Consider the following 16,113-nt stretch of genomic DNA (forward strand, 5'->3'; position numbering starts at 1 on the left):
GAGGCTGTACATGCACCGAAGACATGGCGCGGCGCTGATCGGGATGATTGCCCTGCTCGGCACATTTGTCGTGGCCGAGCCGGCGGCTGTGGCCCGGCAAGTCGCGCCCACGCTGACGTGGGAGGCCTGCCCGGCCGAAGTCGTGATGCCGGCGCCGGTCGCGGTGCAGTGCGCGAAGATCCCCGTACCCCTGGACCACCGCGACCCGGACGGCGAGCAGATCGAGATCATGATCTCGAAGATCGCCAGCACCAATCCGGCCAAACGGCGCGGCATCCTGCTGCTCAACCCGGGCGGGCCGGGCGGCATCGGGATCGACCAAGGCGCCTTCCTGGTCAGTCGGGGTTTGCCGACCACCGTCACGGACGCGTACGACCTGATCGGCATGGACACCCGGGGGGTCGGGCATTCGACGAAGATCAGCTGCGGCTTCACGCTCGAGGATCCGTACTGGGCCAACGTTCCGCCGTACGCGGCCGACGACGCCGCGGTGACCCGGCAGGCCGCGATCGCGAAGCAGGTGGCCGACAAGTGCGCCGCCGCTGACAAGGACGGCCGCCTGCGGCACATCACCACGGCGAACACGGCCCGCGACCTGGATCGGGTCCGGGCGGTGCTCGGTGAGAAGACGGCCAGTTACTACGGAGCGTCCTACGGCACCGCCCTCGGCGCGACGTACATCTCCTTGTTCCCGAAGACCACCGACCGGATCGTCTTCGACAGCAACGTCGGCGACACCCACCTCGACCCGGCGGGCATGCGCCGGTTCGGGCTCGGCTTCGAGCAGACCTTCCCCGACTTCGCCCGTTGGGTGGCGACCCGGCACGACTCGTACGGCCTGGGTCGTACGCCGAAGCAGGTCCGCCAGACCTTCCTGGGGATCGTCCAGCGGCTCGACCTGACCCCCGCGCCAGACGGTGTTGACGGCGCCGTCCTCCGGTACCTCACCTTCTCCGGCCTCTACAGCGAATTGTCGTACGGGCGGACAGCGCGCACCGTGCAGACGTACCTCAACCCGGCCCAAGCCCCGGCGACGAGGCAAGCGGCGCCGCCGAACCCCAGCGACAACGCCTTCACGGCGTTCCTCGCGACCACCTGCAACGACGTCAACTGGCCCGAGGACGTGGCGACCTACCGCCGAGTCGTCGCCGAGGACCGCGAGCGGTACCCGCTGTTCGGCGCCGCGACTGCCAACATCACGCCCTGTGCCTATTGGAAGCACGAGCCGTACGAGCCTCCGGTGAAGGTCGACGCCAATGGCCCGGCCAACATCCTGATCCTGCAGAACCGCCACGACCCGGTCACCCCGTGGGCGGGCGGAAAGCTGCTGCGTGACAAGTTCGCCGCACGCGCAAAGCTGGTGACAGCCGAGGACAGCGGCCACGGCGTCTTCCTCGTCCACACGAACGCCTGCGCGCTCCACATCACCACGGACTGGCTGGTCGAAGGCAAGATGCCGGCCCGGGACACCACCTGCCAGCCCAGCTGAACAACCCGCGCAGCGTGTGGTCGGACGGAGCCGCGACCGCCGCCACGCTCATCCCGAGCGCCGTCGTCCTGGCCACCGTGGTGATCGTCTGGTTCACCACTCGGCGCACCGGACCACTGACCGCCGACCCGGCGGCTCGGATGACATCGACCCCGAAGTAGACAGATGGAGGACATATGCCAGTCGAAGTGAAAGACGTTCCCGAGGCCAAACGGTACGAGGCCCGGCAAGGAGGAGAGTCCGAGCTGGCGGGCATCGCGGAATACATTCGCACGGCGGAACTCATCGCGTTCGTGCACACCGAGGTTCCTCCGAAATACGAAGGCAAGGGAGTAGGGGCGGCGCTCGCCCGGGCCTCCCTTGACGAGGCTCGCGCCGCGAACCTGCGGGTGCTGGCGATCTGCCCGTTCTACACGGGGTGGATCGCCCGGCACCCCGAGTACCAGGACCTGCTGTACCAGTCCCGGAGCAAGGTCACCGACTGAGACAGAAGTCAGGAGGTCGCGGTGACCGACTATGCCGAGGTCGCCGCCCTGATGTCCGTCGTGGATCGCGCCGTGTCGCAGGGCCCTCTCCTGAATCTGGGCGAGACAGCGGAGCCGTGGCTGGCGGAGGTGGATCGAGCCGTCGCCGACGGCACGCTGCTCGCGGTGCTCACGATCTGGGTCGTCACCGGCACGAAGCCCGGGTCCGGCATGGCTTGATCAATGCTGGTATCAGATGGGCCCCCGAAGACTGTTGACCAATGGGCTCGACCGCCATCGCGATTCGGGGGCGACCGCTATCTCGTACCGCAGCCACCGTACGGCTTCCTGCGCGCGCAGCCGGTCGACGGCGCTCAGGTCGCGGACACCGCGGTCCCAGAGCGCCGCCGATCGGCGGGCCGGGCGCTAACGCGCCCGGCGACCGTCGCGGGCATCGGCGGTCACGCTGTCCGGTGCCCGAACCCGTACGACTGATCGACTCGCCACGCGTCAGCCTTCAGCCGGCCTCGGCCGCACACGTGACGTCGTGCCGCGGACGCTGGCCGGTGGTGAGGAAGGCCGTCACCGTGTTGTTGGCGCACATGTTCTTGGCGAAGAGCAAGTAGGCGCCGTGACCACCCTGGTCCACCGTCACCATCCGCGCCCGGGCACCGAACGCGTTCCTGAGCTCGCGGGCGCCGACCAGCGGGGTCCCCGGGTCGCGAACGTTCTGCACCATCAGCACGTTCGACGGCCCTCGGTCACCGATGCGCACCGGCCGCTCGACCGGGGACGGCCAGAACGCGCACGGACCGATATTGGCCGCGGCGGCACCGACCAACGGGTACTTGACCCGGTGGACCGCGACGGCCCGCTGGTAGTCGCGGACGGAACTCGGCCACTTCGAGTCGCCGCAGATGACATGCAGGCGGCCGGAGACGGCGTTGTCGACATTCGCCGGCGGCGGCTCGGGCGGCATCGGCTGGTTCGTGTCGAGCGCTTTCCACACCGCGGCCAGGGTGGGCATGCTCACGTCGCTGAAGAGGTGGTCGAACGTGATCCCCCGGAACAACGAACCGTCCACGCCCTGCACCGGTGACTTCTCCAGCCGCGCGGCGAGGTCGATGAACTTCGCGCGCACCTGCTTCGGCGTCGTGCCCAGCCCGTACTGGGGATTGGCGGCGGCGAACTTCGCGAAGTCCGGGAACCGGTCCTCCAGGCCGCGGCCGACCCGTCGCATGGCGGTGAGGTCGTAACCACCGGGGCCGAGGTTGCTGTCGAGCACGAACCGGTCACTGCGCTGGGGGAACATCGTCGTGTAGACCGCGCCGAGGTAGGTGCCGTACGACACACCGAGGTAAGAGATCTTCGGCTCGCCCAGCGCTTCCCGGATGCGGTCCATGTCCCGTGCGGTGTTCGCGGTGGTGATGTGGGGCAGCAGCGCGGCCGTCTCCGATGTCGCACACTGCCGGGCCATCGCCTTCGCGATCTCGGCGTCCTTCCGTACGCCGGCCGCGTCAGCCGGGTACCAAAGGTTGCGCCGCGCGATCTGCTCCGGCGTCAGGTCACAGGTCACCGGCGAGCTGTGGCCCACTCCGCGCGGGTCGAATCCGATCACGTCGTACTGGTCCTGGACGCTGCGCGGCAGCGGCTGCGGTGACAGATTGCCGGCGAGCAGGCCCGGGTAGATCAGTCCCCCGGCGCCGGGACCGCCCGGATTGGTCACCAACACGCCCCGCCGCTGCGACGGGTCCTTGCTCAGCAGACGGGAGACCGCCACGTCGAGCTGCCGCCCCTGCGGCTTCCGATAGTCCAGGGGGACCTGGACCGTCGTGCACTCCAGTCCGGGCAGCGCGCTGTCGGCGGGGCACGGACCCCACGTCAACCCGCTTTGCGCCGTCGCCTGGGAAGCCCCCAGAACCGACACCAGCGACATTGCCGCGACCGCCGAAACGAGCACGACCGACAAGGTTTTTCGCATCTGACTCCCCAATTCAAGACTTGCCCTACCAGTGAAAACCCTGTCGCCGCCACACGGTCAAGGGAGTGTCCGCACTTGCCGTCTCGCCCCGGACAGCGCCCGCCGCGCCACGCCGGGCTTGAAGAGCGCCGCCGGCGCTGCCCGTGACCGAGGAGTACGGCATGGGGGTTGACCTTGTTCTGGGCACACGGTCTGCAATGCATCTGTGGAAGCGAAACGCGTTCCGTTGCGGCTCCGCGCTCCGATCGTGATTCCGTGCGACATCACGTGCACGGTGTTGCGCGACGCGGTGGTCGACATCGGCGTCGACGGGCGAATCGAGAACGTCTCGACCGCGGCCAATGCTCCGGCGTGGACCGGCGGCGTGCGGACCATGTCCGGCATCCTTCTGCCTGGTCTGGTCAACACGCATGCCCACAGCTCGATGTCCGTGTTACGTGGCCGAGGTGGTGGACTTGGCCCAGTAGAGCGTCGTCAAGGGGTTGCGGGTGGCGGCGACGGGCGGGCCCTTCGCCGCCGACCGACACGGTGGTCAGCGGCAGCATGCTGGCGCTGACCATGGCGATGGCCGGCTGCGCCGTGTACTGCGACGACCTCACCGGCACTGGCGTGGTCACCCTCCGGGAATGCTGCGCTACCACGTGACGGCCGCCGGCCCGGGGCAGCGGGCGGCCCGGCCCGTCACTACGGTGCGGAGGATGGACAGTTCCCATCCGCTGGTGGCCGGCATTGTGCACCAGGCGCCCGGCTCGACCGTACGGTTGCGCCCGGTGGCCGAGGACGACCTGGCGATGTTGCGCCGGTTCGCGGTCGAACCCGGGCTGATCGGGCTCGACTGGGCCGGCTTCCGGGACGCGGCCGCGCCGGCCCGCCGCTTCGCCGAGGACGGCTATCTCGGCGAGCGGACTGGCGGCCTGGTCGTGCAGGTCGAGTCGGCGGCGGATGCCCGGGCGGGCTACCTCAGCTATCTCCAGGGCCAGTACGGTGGGCGGGCGCCCTACTGGGAGATCGGCATCGTGCTGCTGCCCGAGTGGCGCGGCCAGGGCATCGGCTGGCGGGCCCAGGCGCTGCTCTGCGACTACCTGTTCAGCCACACCCCGGCGCAGCGCATTCAGGCCAGCACCCATGCCGAGAACGCCGCCGAGCAGCGGTCGCTGGAGAAGGCCGGCTTCCAACTGGAGGGGGTCGTGCGGGCCTGCGAGTTCCGGGCCGGCGCCTGGCGCGACGGGTGGCTCTACAGCCGGCTGCGCGACGACCCGTCACCGCTGTGACCGAATGGCTCGGCGTCCCCCCGGGTGCTGCGCGGGGGCGGTGGCGTGATCACCGTCAGGTCATCAACGGGATTCTGTGGAAGCTGCGCACCTCGCGGTCGACGGACGCGGCCGGCCGCTGTCGATCCTGTTCAGCCCCGGCCAAGCCGGCGACAACCCCCAGCTCCTGGCATTGCTGGACGCGATCCGCGTCAACGAGTTCGGACCCGGACGGCCCCGCAAGCGCCCCGGGCGTGCTGATCGCCGACAAGGGCTACGCGCACGACTCCACCCGCCGAGCCCTACGGCGGCGCGGGATCCGGCACGTCGTCCCCGAACGCTCGGACCAGATCGCCCGTCGTGCTGCCATGGCCAGCAACGGCGGCAAGTCATCCGCCTTCGACCACCGGTTTAGCGTCAACCGCTGTACCGATGTACCCCAGGCCGATCACCCCCGGCCGTCTATGACTGTAGACGCACGGCGGCGGGCTGACCGGGTCCGATCGCGAGGCCGAGGAGCGGGCGCTGGCCCGACCGACGGTCCGGCCAAGGTCAGTCACCTGCTCTCAGGGCATTGAGTACGGCCGTCACCTCGGGGCGTGACGCGGCCGCTCGCCGGGCGCCGGCGGTGATGCGCCGGGTCAGCGGTGGGCTCAGTGGTCGGGTCACCACCCGGTATCGCGGGTCCACCGCCAGCTTCGGCAGCATGGTGATCGAGCGGCCGTTCTCCACGTGCTGGAGCGCCAGCATGTAGTTGTTGAACCGACAGATCACCACGGGCTCGAAGCCGGCCTCCCGGCACAGCCGGGTGGACAGCTCGGACATGTACGAGCCGGCGACGTCGAACGTCCAGCGCTGCTGCGCGCACGCCTCCAGGGCGATCGCCTCGGCGCTGGTCAGCGGATGCTCCGGTGGCAGTACGAGCACGATCGGGTCGGTGGCGAGCGGCACCAGGTGGATCTCCGGGGAGAGCTCGGCGCCGGCGAAGTCGGCCGTGGTGATGATCAGGTCGACGTCGCCGCGACGGAGCGCCGGCATGCTCTCGTGCGGCTCCAACTCCAGCAACACCACGCTCACATCCGGGTGTCGGGCCGCGAGACGGACAAGCGCCGGTTCGGCGAGGGCTTGCACCGCACTCTGGAACGCGGCCACGGTGACCGTGCCGGCTGGCTCGTCGGCGAGGCGGCGAAGCTCCGCCTCGGCCGCGTCCATGGCAGCGAGGATCTCCCGAGCCCGGCCGGCGAGCAACATTCCGGCCGCAGTGAGCCGCACCCGCCGCCCGGTGCGTTCGAGCAGCGCGGTCCGGGTCTCCCGTTCCAGTGTGGTCAGCTGCTGCGACACCGCCGACGGGCTCAGGTTGCCGCGCTGCGCAACGGCCCGGACGGTGCCGTAGGTCGCCAGGTCGGCGAGCAGGCGCAGTCGCCACGGATTCAGCGTCATGACCGCCGACTGTACGGCTTTGCTTAACAGCGACAGCGGAAATGTGCGATGGACGTGCCTGTCCTGGCTGCCTAGCGTCGATCCATGGCTGATTCCTTCTGGTCCGACGCCGATCGTCACCTGGTCCGCTACATCGGCGCGGGCAGCTTCGTCCGCGAGATCATCGACCGCGCCGAGGGCAGTTTCGTCTTCACCGCCGACGGCCGCCGCCTGCTCGACTTCACGTCGGGGCAGATGAGCGCGATCCTCGGCCACTCCCACCCGGCCGTCGTAGCCACGATCCAGCGGCAGGCAGCCACTCTCGACCACCTGTTCAGTGGCATGCTGAGCCGGCCCGTGGTCGACCTGGCACGCCGCCTCGCCGGCTCGCTGCCCGCGCCGCTGGACAAGGTCCTGCTGCTCACCACCGGCGCGGAGTCCAACGAGGCGGCGATCCGGATGGCGAAGCTGGTCACCGGCCGGCACGAAATCATCTCGTTCGCCCGGTCCTGGCACGGGATGACGCAGGCTGCGGCGAGCGCCACCTACAGCTCGGGGCGCAAGGGGTACGGGCCCGCGGCGCCCGGCAACTTCGCGATCCCCACGCCGAACGCGTACCGGCCCGACTTCACCTCTCCCAGCGGCGAGCTGGACTGGCGGCATCAGCTGGAGTTCGCCTTCGAGCTGTTCGACGCCCAGTCGGTGGGCAGCCTGGCGGCATGCATCGTCGAGCCGATCCTCAGCTCCGGCGGCGTGATCGACCTGCCGCCGGGATACCTCCTGGCGCTGCGCGACAAGGTGCACGAGCGGGGCGGGCTGCTGATCCTCGACGAGGCGCAGACCGGTCTGTGCCGCACCGGAGAGTGGTACGCGTTCCAGCGCGACGGCGTCGTGCCGGACATCCTGACCCTGTCCAAGACGCTCGGCGCCGGCCTGCCGCTGGCCGCTGTGGTGACCAGCCCGGAGATCGAGCAGACGGCGCACGAGCGCGGCTTCCTCTTCTTCACCACCCACGTCTCGGACCCGCTGGTGGCCGCGGTCGGCAACACGGTCCTGGACGTGCTGGAGGCCGACCGGCTCGACGAACAGGCGGCGCACCTGGGCTCGTACCTGCGCAAGGGTCTTCAGGAGATCAGCCAACGACACCCCGTGGTCGGCGACGTGCGCGGCCGCGGGCTGCTGGTCGGGCTCGAACTGGTCAGCGACCGGGAGTCGAAACGACCGGCCGACGCGCTGGGCGCCGCGGTCACAGGGCGCTGCCTGGAGCTGGGCCTGCACATGAACGTGGTGCAGCTGCCCGGCATGGGCGGCGTCTTCCGCATCGCGCCAGCGCTCACCTCCACCCACGCGGAGCTGGACCTGGGCCTGGAAATCCTCGACCATGCACTCGCCGACGTGGTGCCGCAGTTCATACCCTGATACATCCCGGTTGGATGAATGCCCACTTCCCGGGCCGTCGAGCAAATCTTCGGAGCCGTTCGCGCGATCATCGCGCCCGCCATGGCGTGAATGAGCAACTCTCCAGCGAGGACCCCAGCTTCCGTAATCGGCCACAGCAACGTGCGGCACCCTTCGAGCAGGGCGAAGCCTGCACGAACGCAGGGCGGGTGCTATGCAGGGGTGTCGTCGTGCCGGGCTGGCCCGAAGAGAGTCATGACGAGCGCCACAATGCTGAAAAAGCCGGATCCCAAGGCCAGCAGAAGCGAGGGCACGAAGGCAGCTGGCGGTGGCACCCAGCCACCAAGCACCCAGGGCAGCGTGACAAGTACGACAACCGCCGCCGTGGTGGCGACTTCGTTGACAATGAACGCGGTTGATATGGCCGAGCTGCCGCGAGCGACTGTGCGGTAGGTCGTGTCGGCAGTTGAGGCAACCAGCACGACCGAGAGCGCGATGAAAGTAAGAGCACCCCAGATCGGCTCCAGGCCGGCGAGTGTCAGCGACACGATGAGCGGCACGGCCGAGACCAAGAAGATCCACCGCACTCCTGAGCGCATGTAGCGGTCGGCCGCAGCTGAGCCCTTGCGGGTCTTGTGCAGGTCGGAGTCGAGGTAGAAGAAGACTCCGACGAGAAGTGTGCCGACAAGAGCACCAGAAACCTCTGCCATGGTAAAGAAAAATTCGTCGCTGATTTCTCGCATCGCGACCGACTCCCCTTCAGCATGGAAGATGTCCCGACGGCATTCTTTCGGTCACCATACGGCCGACCGAGGAGGACGTGTGCGTATTCGCAGTCTCGGCATTTCGAGGTGCCAAGTCCATGCGTTCAAGCGCGAGTTGTCCGAGGCATGGAAGGCACCATCAGCACACTGAGAGCAAGGCCAGTGATCGACGTTGTGTCCGCCGATCCCAGCGCGCTCGCGCCTGTTCCCCATGCGCGAGCCGATCGGGACAACGCGGCACGGACTGCGCCGAGCAGCACCAGGCGTGTGGCCGTCGCTGCTCAGCGCACCCCAATTGGTCAGCCGGTCTTGGCGGCGAAGGGGCCACCGTCGCCGAAGGCGAGCCGCGCGAAGTTCTGGGCGATGCGGCGATGTCCAGCAGGGTCAGGGTGGACCTCGTCGGGTAGCGGGAGTTCGGCGTAGTCCGCCTCGCCGTACAGGTCCCGTCCGTCGAGGTAGTGCAGGTTCGGGTCGTCGGCCGTGCGCTGTTCGACGATCCGGGCGAGTTCGGCACGGATGACGTTGAGCGTCAGCCGCCCGGCGCTGCGCTCGGCCGGATCCCCCGTGGCCTTGAACCGCAGGGTCCCGCCCTCGAAGTCGGGCGCGAGGGGGCCGGGCGTGTCCTCCTGGACCGGGCACAGGATGGCCGACACGACCAGCAGAGGTGTGGTCGGATGCCCCTCGCGGACAGTGTCGAGGAAACCGTGGACCGCGGGAGCGAAGGCGCGCAGACGCATCACATCGCTGTTGACGATGTTGATGCCGATCTTCAGGCTGATCAGGTCCGCCGGGATGTCGCGCATCGCGCGGGCGGTGAACGGGTCGAGCAGCGCGCTCCCGCCGAACCCCAGGTTGACCAACTCCACGCCACCCTCAGCCGCGGCCAGGGCCGGCCAGATGGCGCTGGGATGAGCGGCGTTCGAGCCGTGACTGATGGAACTGCCGTGGTGCAGCCACGTCCTGCGCCCACTGGGCGGGGCCTGCTCAACGGGCGCGTCGGTGCGCAGCGCGATCAGTTCGGTGATCTCCGTGTGCGGGAGCCAGATCTCGATGTCCTTCTCCCCCGCCGGCAGATCCGCGAAGCGGGCGGTGCCGGCCGGCCCCTCGGTCAGCACCGAGGTTTGGGTGAACATGTCGGTAACGGTCCGGACGTTGCCCCCGGGCACCGAGGCCTGCGCGGTCAGGCGGCCGTTGACCAGCAGGTCGTAGACGCCGTCCGCCGGGGGTGGGAAGCCTTGGTAGACCCGCTTGGTGGGTAGCGTCTCCAGTTCGATCGTGGTCGCCCGGGTACGGAACGCCAGCCGCACACCGGAGGGCTGGGCCTCGGCCATGGCCAGTTGGTCGTCGGGGATCTGCCGGCGCGCCTGGGTGGTCAGCCGATGCGGCAGCAGACCGCGCGCGGTCGCCTCCAGGTCGACAAAGCCGCGCAGGAGGTCCGCGGTGACCGGGGTGATCCATTGGTGTTCGGTGGTCATTGCCTCAAGCCTTTCGACCGAATCTCGGTGTTCATCGGCGCGCCGCGCAGCTAACCGCTTGCGGCGGTGCGGCCGTTGTCCGGGTCAGGTAGAGCTGCGGTTGCGTAACAGCGAGTCGAGCGAATCCACGATCCAGTCCCAGGATTCCTGCGCAGCGGGGGCGCTGTGTTCGAAACCACCGGCCAGCTCCAAACTGACGTAGCCGTGGAAGACGCTGCCCAGCATCCGGACCGCATGCGTCGCGTCCGGCTCGTCCACGTCGTAGCCCCGCAGGATCGCCCGGGCCATCTGGGCGTGCCGGACGCCAGCGCTGGCGGCCGCTGTTTCCGCACCGAGTCGGAGCCGGGCGGCCGCATACCGGCCCGGGTGCTCCCTGGCGTACTCGCGATAGGCGTCCGCGAACGCGGCCAGGGCGTCCCTGCCGGCACGGCCAGCGACGGCGTCGGCGACGCGATCGGCGAGTTCCTCCAGCGCGAACAGCGCGATGCGGATCCTGAGGTCCTGCGAGTTCTTCAGGTGCGAGTACAAGCTCGGGACCTTGACGCCGAACCGCCGGGCGAGCGCCGAGACGGTGACCTCGTCGAAGCCGACCTCGTCGGCCAGCTCCGCCCCCGCTCGGGTCAGACGCGCCGGCGTCAGCCCTAGCCTCTCCATCACCCTCCCCCTAACTACCTATGCCTATTATGCTCTTGCCTAATAGTTATAGGCAAACTAGCCCGCAGCTCGGGAGTAACGGACCGAATGAGCGATCTGGAAGGCGTGCGGGCGCTTCCCGAGGGCTCGGGCTCGTGCTGGTCAGCGAAGTCACCCGCTGCGGCTGGAAGGTCGCCGCCGCCACCGGGCGCAGCGCCCGCCGTCCAGCGGCGGCGCAACCAGGGCCCGCGCCGCCGGGGATCGGAAAAGCCGGGACGTTGGGCCCGGGCCGCGCCGACCTGTCGGTGTCTTTTTCGCGGGTTTCTCACCCGGGACCTTGGTGTTGAACTCCATCACCACCTCGATCCAGAGATCGAGGTCGGCATCCCGCGACCTCCTCGGCCGCGACCACGCGCCGTTACCGCCGACAGCACCAGCCGGGTCAGGCGGCCACCGTACGGTAATGCCGGTAGAGGGCTCCGGTGGCACCGAGCCGTTCCAAGAACGGCGCCCAAACCTCAGCGATGTGCGCTGCGGCCTGGGCCTCACTGCGCCACTCGGAGAAGCTCAGCACCCGCCGCTCGTCCAAGCTGACCTGTAGGTGAGCGGCGAGAGCACCGGGATAGTCGCGGTCGGCGCCCTCGCGTTCCTCCTCCCCGCGCAGCATGTCGTCCACCCACCTCTGGGCGGAGGTCTGCTCATCCATCGTGAAGAAGGCGACGGGAAAGGACTCCGGCGACGTCGCGCCATCCTCGGCACTGCCGCGAACGACGCGGTACGGCCGGAACGGAATCGACATCGGCTCATCCGGTCCGTACGTCCACCACCGGGGTCCGCCCGCGCCCTGGGCGGCCGGCCCGGTCGGCGGCGGGCTGTCCCCGGTGTATCGGGCGTAGGCCAGCACCTCGTGGCCGTCGCCGCTGACGAACATGCTGAGCGCCACCGGTCGCGTCGAGTGGGGTGTCTGCCCACGACGTTCCGCATCCCGCGCGGCGGCGCTCTGCCAGTGCCGGATCGCACTGTCCGCGAGCTCCTGCTGGTGCTGCTGGTTGCGAGCCTTGACGACGGTGACGAGCACGACGGCGGTGCCGGGATCGTCCAGGATGGGGCGCGGAGAGGGCTGAACCGAGGTCATCGAGGGGCTCCAAACTGGCGGCGCGGTCGGTGTGACTCCTTGAGCCTGCAGGGTCACACCGACCGGCCGGAGGGTCGTACCGTCAGGAGTTCGCAAGGTTTTGGCCGGTGGTTCAGGAGTCGCCCAAATCCTCGTGAAGATCGAGGTGCAGGGCGGCCAGCCGCTTCCGGGTCAGCTCGTCCAGGCGCCGCGCGGCCCGGGGATCGAATCCGGCGGTGTCGACGCGGAGCCGGACGCCTTCCACGAAGGCGCTCAGCGGATCGGCCGGCGGATCGTCCAGGGCGGCGAGAATCGGTGGCAGCACGGCCGAGACCGGCTTGGCGTTCTGCTGCATCGCGCGGATGTGCGGCAGCGTGGCGGTGTCGTAGGTGCCGGAGAAGCCAGTCGCGGTGACACCGGGATGGATGAGCACGTAACGGGGGCCGGCCGGGCCGTGCTGGTCGGTGAACGCGACGCCGAGCAGGTCGTTGAGTTTGCCTCCCTGCCCCAGGGCGGCGCCGCCGTGGTAGTCCCGGCGTAGTTCCAGGTCGTCCCAGCGGACCACGCTCAGTTCGGCGCCGGGACCGGCCACGTTGACCACCACCGCTCGGGGCGCCCGGCGCATCGCGGGAACGAGACCGTGGCTGATCAGGTAGCGGCTGAGATAGAACAGGGCGAAGTTCTCCTCGACACCCTCGGTGGTCACGCTGCGTCGCGAGTGGTAGTGGCGGGCGCACAGGACGACGGCGTCCACCGACGGGTACGCCGTGCGGATGTGCTCGACGGCGCGGGAGGTCGCGCGCAGCAGGCTGAGATCGGCGTGCACGAAGTGGAGCCGCTCCCCCGCACCCAGCTGAAACGCCTGCGCCCGGACGGCGTCGGCCTTGACCGGATCGCGGCCGACGAGGACGACGGTGTGGCCGGCGGCCAGCCGTTGCAATGCCACGGCACGGCCGATGCCGTCGGTGCCGCCGGCGACAACGACGACGCTCATGCTGGTTTCTCCGCACCGGCCAGGGAGGTCTCGCTGCCGGCCGGCGGCTGCTCCTGCGGCTCCTGGGGCGCTAGGCGCCCGGGCAGCAGGTTGCTCGCGAGGATGAGCACAGCCAGTGCGCCAGCCATCGTCCAGAACGCGGCGTGGAAGCCGCTCAGCGGATTGCCGTCTCCGGCGGTCAGCATGACCACGGCGACGGCGGCGATGCCGATCGAGGCACCGAGCTGGTTGAGCATGTAGAGCACCGAGCTGCCCTGCGGGACGAGCTCGGCGGGAAGTGTGCGGTAGAGCGAGCCGATGGTCGGCGCGCCGACGGCACCCAGCCCGAACCCGATCGTGAAGGAGGCCGCCGTCACCCACACCTGCGACGTCTGCGGGCCGATCTGCGTGAAAACCAGGGCGCTGAGACCGGCCAGGATGGCGCCGCCGAGGGCGAGCAGGCGGGCACCCACCCGGTCGGAGCGGCGGCCGGCCAGTGGCATGGAGATCGCTGAACCGATACCGAGCGGGGCGAGCAGCAGGGCCGCCTCGAAGGTGTCGTGGCCCCGGACCAGTTGTTGGTAGAGCGGCAGGGCGAAGATGCTGGCGAAGGTGACGAGCCCGACCAGGCCACCGACCAGGACGCTGGCGGCGAAGCTGGGCCGGGTGAACAGCCGCAGGTCGATCAGCGGCGCGGCGCGGCGCGGGCGAAGGGCGTGCCAGGCGTACCCGCCGAGCAGCAGGACCGCGGCGGCGAGCGGGGTGAGCACCCAGCTGGTGGTGAACGTGCCGCGCTCGGCGACCTGGGACAGGGCCAGCACACCGGCGGCGACGCCAGGGCCGAGCAGGGCGATGCCGATCACGTCCAGCCGGCCGACCGGGGCCGTCTTGTCGGCGTCGCGGGGCACGCTGCGCAGCGACAATGCCAGGGCGAGCAGCCCGATCGGCACGTTGACCAGGAACATCCAGCGCCAGGACAGCGACTCCAGGATGATGCCGCCGACGATCGGGCCAAGCACCGGACCGCTGGAGCCGACCACGCCCATCAGGCCCATCACCCGGCCGACACGGGAGCCTCCGGCAGCCCGGGCGAGCAGGGTGAGCATGAGCGGGTCGACCAGCCCGGCACCAACGCCCTGCAGCACCCGGAAGGCGATGAGGCTCTCCACGTTCCACGCCAGACCGCAGAGGATCGACCCGATCAGGAAGACGACCAGTCCGGCCAGCCAGAGCCGCCGGCCGCCGACCCGGTCGACGGCCCAGGCGGTGACCGGAATCGTCACGGTCAGGGCGAGCAGGTAGCTCGCGGATACCCAGCTGACGGTCGCCAGTGATGCGCCGAAGTCGTGGGCCAGCCGATCGGCGGCCACGGCGATCATCGAGCCGTCCAGAATGCCCATGATCCCGCCCAGCAGCACCACGCCGATCAGACGGCGAAGGGCGGGATCGAGGCGTTGCACCTCTCCTTGACTCATCACGATCTCCACTAGGTCGAGCAACGAATTGCACTGACGGGTGCAGTCTAGGGAGCAGGATAGGGTGGCGCAATGCACTTCGTTAACTAGTTGATACGGATAGTGCGGTTAAATGCACAGAGAGGTAAGGTCTCATCGTGGAATCGACGATCGTCCCCACCAGCCGTCCAGCGCCCCGCGGACGCATTGACAAACGCGAGTCGATCCTCGCGGCGGCGTTCACCGTGTTCGCCAACCGCGGTTTCGCGAGGGCCTGCATGGAGGAGATCGCCGAGGTCGCCGGCGTGGCCAAGCACACCGTCTACAACCACCTCGGCGACAAGGAGTCCCTGTTCCGTGAGGCGCTGGCGACCGTCGCCGGCGACATGATGGCCGGCAACCTGGCAGTCGTCGAGACGTCCCTGGGCACCGGCGCCGCGGCAGACCCGGAGAGCGCCCTGCACGACGCCGCCCGCCAACTGCTGCATCGATGTTGCGACCAGCGGTCGTGGGCACTGCGCCGACTTCTCTACGCCGAGATCAACCAGTTTCCCGACCTGCTCGAGGTCGTGTGGGGGCACGGCGCGAGCCGCCTGCGGGAGGCCCTCGCCGACCGGCTGGCCCGGCTGTCACTGGCCGGCCACCTCGACACGCCCGACCCCAGCGAGGCGGCCGAGCAGTTTCTGGCTCTGCTGACCGGCCCGATGGAGGCCCGCTCGCATCTCGGCACGAAGGCCGTCGACGACCAGGAGCTCGAACGCGTCGCCCGGACCGCCGTACGCACCTTCCTGATGGCGTACGGCAGGCGCGGCTGATCGCGCAGCGGCGTGTGCCGGTCGACGAGGTCCGGCACGCGGCCGCCGCGAAGACGACAGGAGAGGATGGGGACAATGCAGGTCCTCGTGGTGGGAAAACCTCGTATCGCCCACGGGCATCTCGTCCCGGCGTTGCAACGGCAGGGACACTCGGTGACCACCGTCGACACCGGGGCAGCAGCGCTGAGGGCTCTCCGTGGAGCGGATTTCATCCTGGTCGACCTGCAGCTGCCGGACATCGACGGTCTGGAGGTCTGCCGCCGGCTGCGCGAGCGCTGCGACACCCCGGTGATCGCCTTCACCGACGCCGGCACCGAGCTGGACCGCGTGCTGGGGCTGGAGGCGGGTGCCGACTCCTGCCTGGACAGCCCGATCGAGCTGCGCGAACTCATCGCCCGCGTCGAGGCCATCAACCGGCGTGCCGGACTGCGGGCCGGGCCGGGCCGGGCCGACACATCCGTCCTGGAAGCCGGTGACCTGCGCGTCAACGTGGCCGCCCGGGAGGTCACCGTCGGCGGCCGAGCGGTGGAACTGACCCGCAAGGAATTCGACCTGCTGGTCTTCCTCGTCCGGCACGCCGAGACAGTGGTTACCCGCCAGCGCCTGATGGCGGAGATCTGGGACGACCCGCGCTCGTTGAGTTCGCGTGCCAGTCGCACCGTCGACACGCACATCAGTTCGCTGCGCGGAAAGCTCGGCGACAGCGACCGCATCCACACCGTCCGCGGCGTCGGCTTCTGTCTCGTGCCACGGCCGGCCCCGCCCGTGCCGCACCAGCGTCGCACCCTGCTTTTCCCGGATCTGACACTCAATTATGGATAAGCCGAAAGTCGCCTGGCACAACGTTTCCCAGCTCGGTCCTACGGTCGGAAGGCAATGCCCGC

16 protein-coding genes and 1 pseudogene are annotated in these 16,113 nt (G+C 69.4%); 9 read left to right on the forward strand and 8 right to left on the reverse strand.

Annotated features, from left to right (window positions below):
* Positions 1-10: 10 nt before the first annotated feature.
* The 4 genes from AB0A90_RS02525 to AB0A90_RS02540 are packed head-to-tail and all read left to right on the forward strand — an operon-like array spanning position 11 to position 2,193.
* Positions 11-1,489, forward strand: coding sequence for an alpha/beta hydrolase (locus AB0A90_RS02525; protein ID WP_357240398.1), 1,479 nt, complete (start codon positions 11-13; stop codon positions 1,487-1,489).
* Between the two features lie 14 nt (positions 1,490-1,503).
* Positions 1,504-1,650: a hypothetical protein gene (locus tag AB0A90_RS02530; protein ID WP_357240401.1), complete on the forward strand. Its 147-nt coding sequence runs from the start codon at positions 1,504-1,506 to the stop codon at positions 1,648-1,650.
* A 15-nt stretch (positions 1,651-1,665) separates the two neighbouring features.
* Positions 1,666-1,974 (forward strand): GNAT family N-acetyltransferase, encoded by a 309-nt coding sequence (locus AB0A90_RS02535; protein ID WP_357240404.1) that lies wholly within the window; start codon positions 1,666-1,668, stop codon positions 1,972-1,974.
* A gap of 21 nt (positions 1,975-1,995) precedes the next feature.
* Positions 1,996-2,193 carry a hypothetical protein gene (locus tag AB0A90_RS02540; RefSeq protein WP_357240407.1) on the forward strand — a complete coding sequence of 66 codons (198 nt, stop codon included), beginning with the start codon at positions 1,996-1,998 and terminating at the stop codon, positions 2,191-2,193.
* A 277-nt stretch (positions 2,194-2,470) separates the two neighbouring features.
* Here AB0A90_RS02540 and AB0A90_RS02545 read toward each other — a convergent pair whose 3' ends face one another.
* Positions 2,471-3,934: an alpha/beta hydrolase gene (locus tag AB0A90_RS02545; protein ID WP_357240410.1), complete on the reverse strand. Its 1,464-nt coding sequence runs from the start codon at positions 3,932-3,934 to the stop codon at positions 2,471-2,473.
* A 698-nt stretch (positions 3,935-4,632) separates the two neighbouring features.
* Between AB0A90_RS02545 and AB0A90_RS02550 the strand changes: the two genes are divergently transcribed.
* Both AB0A90_RS02550 and AB0A90_RS02555 read left to right on the forward strand, forming a co-directional pair.
* Positions 4,633-5,205, forward strand: coding sequence for a GNAT family protein (locus tag AB0A90_RS02550; protein WP_357240414.1), 573 nt, complete (start codon positions 4,633-4,635; stop codon positions 5,203-5,205).
* Between the two features lie 88 nt (positions 5,206-5,293).
* Positions 5,294-5,531: pseudogene (locus tag AB0A90_RS02555) on the forward strand (IS5/IS1182 family transposase); the annotation flags it as partial.
* 205 nt (positions 5,532-5,736) lie between these two features.
* On the opposite strand, the gene AB0A90_RS02560 reads toward AB0A90_RS02555, so the two are convergent.
* Positions 5,737-6,624 carry a LysR family transcriptional regulator gene (locus AB0A90_RS02560; protein ID WP_357240417.1) on the reverse strand — a complete coding sequence of 296 codons (888 nt, stop codon included), beginning with the start codon at positions 6,622-6,624 and terminating at the stop codon, positions 5,737-5,739.
* An 84-nt stretch (positions 6,625-6,708) separates the two neighbouring features.
* Here AB0A90_RS02560 and AB0A90_RS02565 point away from each other — a divergent pair, with 84 nt between their 5' ends.
* On the forward strand, positions 6,709-8,022 hold the full coding sequence (locus AB0A90_RS02565) for an aspartate aminotransferase family protein (RefSeq protein WP_357240420.1): 1,314 nt from the start codon (positions 6,709-6,711) through the stop codon (positions 8,020-8,022).
* Between the two features lie 191 nt (positions 8,023-8,213).
* On the opposite strand, the gene AB0A90_RS02570 is transcribed toward AB0A90_RS02565, so the two are convergent.
* From AB0A90_RS02570 to AB0A90_RS02595, 6 genes are all read right to left on the reverse strand, one after another.
* Positions 8,214-8,744: a hypothetical protein gene (locus AB0A90_RS02570; RefSeq protein ID WP_357240423.1), complete on the reverse strand. Its 531-nt coding sequence runs from the start codon at positions 8,742-8,744 to the stop codon at positions 8,214-8,216.
* A gap of 320 nt (positions 8,745-9,064) precedes the next feature.
* Entirely contained in the window at positions 9,065-10,240 is a 1,176-nt protein-coding gene (locus tag AB0A90_RS02575) for a GDSL-type esterase/lipase family protein (RefSeq protein ID WP_357240426.1), read from the reverse strand.
* Positions 10,241-10,324: 84 nt separating this feature from the next.
* On the reverse strand, positions 10,325-10,894 hold the full coding sequence (locus AB0A90_RS02580) for a WHG domain-containing protein (protein WP_357240430.1): 570 nt from the start codon (positions 10,892-10,894) through the stop codon (positions 10,325-10,327).
* 421 nt (positions 10,895-11,315) lie between these two features.
* Entirely contained in the window at positions 11,316-12,008 is a 693-nt protein-coding gene (locus tag AB0A90_RS02585; RefSeq protein WP_357240434.1) for a hypothetical protein, read from the reverse strand.
* Positions 12,009-12,120: 112 nt separating this feature from the next.
* Positions 12,121-12,981: an SDR family NAD(P)-dependent oxidoreductase gene (locus AB0A90_RS02590; protein ID WP_357240437.1), complete on the reverse strand. Its 861-nt coding sequence runs from the start codon at positions 12,979-12,981 to the stop codon at positions 12,121-12,123.
* The gene (locus AB0A90_RS02595) at positions 12,978-14,435 is read right to left on the reverse strand and encodes a DHA2 family efflux MFS transporter permease subunit (protein WP_357240440.1); all 1,458 of its coding nucleotides are present in this window, start codon (positions 14,433-14,435) and stop codon (positions 12,978-12,980) included. Before AB0A90_RS02595 ends, AB0A90_RS02590 begins: the two co-directional genes overlap by 4 nt.
* Before the next feature lie 137 nt (positions 14,436-14,572).
* On the opposite strand from AB0A90_RS02595, the gene AB0A90_RS02600 reads away from it, so the two are divergent.
* Entirely contained in the window at positions 14,573-15,229 is a 657-nt protein-coding gene (locus tag AB0A90_RS02600; RefSeq protein ID WP_357240443.1) for a TetR/AcrR family transcriptional regulator, read from the forward strand.
* A gap of 75 nt (positions 15,230-15,304) precedes the next feature.
* Positions 15,305-16,051: a response regulator transcription factor gene (locus AB0A90_RS02605; RefSeq protein ID WP_357240446.1), complete on the forward strand. Its 747-nt coding sequence runs from the start codon at positions 15,305-15,307 to the stop codon at positions 16,049-16,051.
* The last annotated feature ends 62 nt before the right edge of the window (positions 16,052-16,113 follow it).

Origin of the sequence: Micromonospora sp. NPDC049204 (genome assembly GCF_040647935.1) — a bacterium.
Lineage (GTDB): Bacteria > Actinomycetota > Actinomycetes > Mycobacteriales > Micromonosporaceae > Micromonospora.